The sequence below is a fragment of the Neisseria sp. genome (assembly GCF_041804105.1).
Taxonomy (GTDB): domain Bacteria; phylum Pseudomonadota; class Gammaproteobacteria; order Burkholderiales; family Neisseriaceae; genus Neisseria.
Genome location: NZ_JBHCJY010000046.1, coordinates 1 through 3,657, shown reverse-complemented (window position 1 = coordinate 3,657; position 3,657 = coordinate 1). Strand labels below are relative to the sequence as shown.

Genomic DNA, 3,657 nt, shown 5'->3' with positions numbered 1-3,657 from the left:
TTGTTTACGCCCGCATCAATACAGGCGGTTTTGAAACCGAGTTGCGCAGCACGGATTGCGGCGATATAACCGCCGGGGCCTGCGCCGATAACGACTACGTCGAACTGAGACATGTTTAATCCTTTTCTCTTTATCTGTATGGTGCCGTCTGAAACCATGGGCACTTTTCAGACGGCATAATTATCGAAAGAAGTTTCTGAAAACAAAATTGATAGTGCGAATTGGCCAAACAAACCGGATATTTCCGGAACTTGCCGTGTGGCTTTTTCAGATCTCTTTCTTCAAACTGCATGAATAAGGTTTGAAATCCTCGGCAAGCTGCTTGCTGCCTTTTGTATGCACGCGGATAACGGCTCTCGGGTGTATTTTACACAAAGTGTCGCGCGCCAACGGCACGCCTGCTTTATTGCTGCCCAATTGCACACGCTTGCTGAGCAAGCGCCCTTTACCGTCATAGGCCGATACCAAGTATTCTTCCTGATGGGTTGCCGCACAGGCACTTAAAGCCAAAGCGGATAAAAGAAGCAGATATTTCATATTTCCCCCTATCTTAACATTCAGCTATAGCGCTTTTCAGACGGCCTTTCGCATCCGGCCGTCTGAAAACCGCAGATTTTGCGAATTACAGATCAAGTAACAGACGTGCAGGATCTTCCAACAAGTCTTTGATGGTTACCAAAGTCAGCACGGCTTCACGGCCGTCGATGATGCGGTGGTCGTAAGAAAGCGCCAAATACATCATCGGACGCACCACTACTTGGCCGTTTTCTACCACGGCACGCTCTTTGGTGGCATGCATGCCCAAAATGGCAGACTGCGGCGGGTTGATGATGGGTGTGGACATCATCGAACCGAATGTACCGCCGTTGGTGATGCTGAACGTGCCGCCGGTTAAATCTTCCAATGCGATTTTACCGTCTTTGGCTTTTACGGCGTAATCGACGATGGCTTTTTCAATATCGGCGATGCTCATTTGGTCTGCATCGCGCAGAATCGGCACAACCAAGCCGCGCGGGCTGCCGATAGCGATACCGATATCGAAATACCCGTGGTAAACGATATCGTTGCCGTCTACAGAAGCATTGACAACCGGATATTTTTTCAGCGCGGCCACGGCGGCTTTTACGAAAAACGACATAAAGCCCAACTTAACGCCGTGCTCTTTCTCAAATTTTTCTTTGTATTTATTGCGCAAATCCATTACCGGCTTCATGTTTACTTCATTAAAAGTGGTAAGAATCGCGTTTTCTTGCTGGGAAGCCAGTAAGCGCTCGGCTACGCGGGCACGCAGGCGGCTCATCGGCACACGCTGTTCAGGGCGCGCACCGGCAGGCACCGGAGCGGCAGGTGCTGCGGCTGCGGTTTTGGGAGCTGCGGCGGCATTCTGCACGTCTTCTTTCAACACCCGGCCGTCACGGCCCGAGCCTTGTACGCTACCGATATCTACGCCTTTTTCGGCAGCCAGTTTGGCGGCCGCCGGCATCGCTACGCCGGCTTGCGTATTGGAAGCAGGAGCTTGTGCTGCGGGAGCGGCGGCTTGCTCTGCTGCCGGCGCAGAAGCACCGGCTTCGGCTTTGGCTTCGGTATCGATTTTGGCCAGCAGCTGCTCAGCTACAACGGTTTCGCCGTCTTGGGCAATAATTTCAACCAAAACACCCGCTTGCGGCGACGGCACTTCCAATACGACTTTATCGGTTTCAACATCAATCAGGATTTCGTCGCGTTCAACGTATTCCCCCACTTTTTTATGCCAAGACATCAAAGTGCCTTCGGATACGCTTTCAGACAAAACGGGTACTTTTACTTCAACAATCATTTTATTCTCCGGTGGTGTGAGGCCGTCTGAATAATCAAATCGGTTTCAAACGGCCTTAAATGGTTTAGCTTAAAGTTATTGCATCTTCAACCAGCTGTTTCAACTGGGCAACGTGTTTGCTCATATAGCCGACTGCCGGCGACGCGCTGGCCGGGCGGCCTGCATAACCCAGCTTCTGCTGTTCGCCCAAGATTTTTTCGATACGGTGGCGTAATTGGTGGAAAGCGCCTTGGTTGCGCGGTTCTTCCTGCGACCACACCACATCTTTGGCGTTGGGGTATTTTGCCAGCTCTGCCTGAACTTCTTCATACGGGAACGGATACAGCTGTTCCACACGCACAATGGCAACATCGTTTTCCAGCCCGCGCTCCGCACGGCCTGCCGCCAAATCGTAATAAACCTGGCCGGCACACAGAATAACGCGTTTCACGCTGCCGTTGTCGGCGCGCTCGGCCGTATCGCCGATAACCGGACGGAAGGTCGAACCTTCGGCGAAGTTTTCCAGCGGGCTCATTGAATCTTTGAAACGCAACAAGCGTTTAGACAAGAAGATGACCAAAGGTTTACGGTATGAACGCAAAGCTTGGCGGCGCAAAATATGGAACATCTGCGATGCTTCAGACGGCATCACAATCTGCATATTCTGCTCGGAACACAATTGCAACCAGCGTTCCAAACGTGCCGAAGAGTGCTCGGGACCTTGGCCGTCATAACCGTGCGGCAGGATGGTAGTCAACCCGCACAAGCGGCCCCATTTGGTTTCGCCTGAAGAAATAAATTGGTCGATAACCACTTGCGCGCCGTTGGCAAAGTCGCCGAACTGCGCTTCCCAAATAGTGAGTTTATCGGGCGCCGAGCAGGCAAAGCCATATTCGTAGGCCATAACGGCTTCTTCGTTCAAGATGGAATCAATCACCAAGAAGTTTGCTTGGTTTTCCGCCATATGGCGAAGCGGAATATAAGCACCCGCATCGCTTTTCTCACGGTTTTGGTCGTGCAAAACCGCATGGCGGTGTGAGAATGTGCCGCGTCCAGAATCCTCGCCGGAAATACGCACGCCCGTGCCATTGGTTACCAGCGCCGCGTATGCCAGCGTTTCCGACATACCCCAGTCTATCGGCTGTTCACCCGCCGCCATTGATTTACGCGCTTCCAATACGCGTTTTGCAGTATTGTGCAAAGCGAAACCTTCAGGCACTTCGGTAAATTTGTCTGTCAAGCGTTGGATATCCGCCGCCGATAAGCCGCTTTCCACTTGCTCGCGCCAGTCTTGGCCTTGGTATTTTGACCAATCCACACGGTGTTTGCTTTCGTAGTCGGTGAGGCGTGTTTGCTCGACATGCTCGCCTTTGTCCAAAGCATCACGATAAGCTTGGATAAAGTTTTCGGCCTCTTCCGTTTTAATCACACCTTCAGCCAGCAGTTTATCGGCATACAGTGCGCGGGTACCGGGATGCTTGGCAACCTTTTTATACATCATCGGTTGAGTCAGTGTGGGATCGTCGCCCTCGTTATGGCCGAGCTTGCGGTAACAAACCAAATCGATAACAACGTCTTTATTGAATTGCTTGCGGTAATCCAACGCCGCCTGCACCACGAAGCATACGGCTTCCGGATCGTCGCCGTTCACATGGAATACGGGGGCTTCCACCATTTTGGCAATATCTGTGCAATACACGGTAGAGCGTACATCGCGGGTATCGGATGTGGTAAAGCCGATTTGGTTGTTGATAACCAAGTGGATGGTACCACCGGTGGTATAGCCGCGTGTTTTGGAAAGGTTGAACGTTGCTTGGTTAACGCCCAAGCCGATAAAGGCGGAGTCACCGTGAATCAATACC

Annotated in this window: 4 protein-coding genes; all 4 read right to left on the bottom strand. The window is 51.9% G+C overall.

Annotated elements, in window-relative coordinates; translation table 11 throughout:
• Positions 1-113 (bottom strand): FAD-dependent oxidoreductase (locus tag ACEYDX_RS04640; RefSeq protein ID WP_373740864.1); only part of this gene is annotated, 113 nt, incomplete at its 3' end.
• Between the two features lie 154 nt (positions 114-267).
• Complete coding sequence (locus ACEYDX_RS04635; RefSeq protein ID WP_257067436.1) at positions 268-537, bottom strand: hypothetical protein; 270 nt, start codon at positions 535-537, stop codon at positions 268-270.
• 85 nt (positions 538-622) lie between these two features.
• A complete protein-coding gene (gene odhB / locus ACEYDX_RS04630; RefSeq protein ID WP_373740863.1) occupies positions 623-1,816 on the bottom strand; it encodes a 2-oxoglutarate dehydrogenase complex dihydrolipoyllysine-residue succinyltransferase in 1,194 nt (397 codons plus the stop codon).
• 64 nt (positions 1,817-1,880) lie between these two features.
• A partial coding sequence (locus ACEYDX_RS04625; RefSeq protein ID WP_373740862.1) for a 2-oxoglutarate dehydrogenase E1 component occupies positions 1,881-3,657 on the bottom strand: 1,777 nt, incomplete at its 5' end.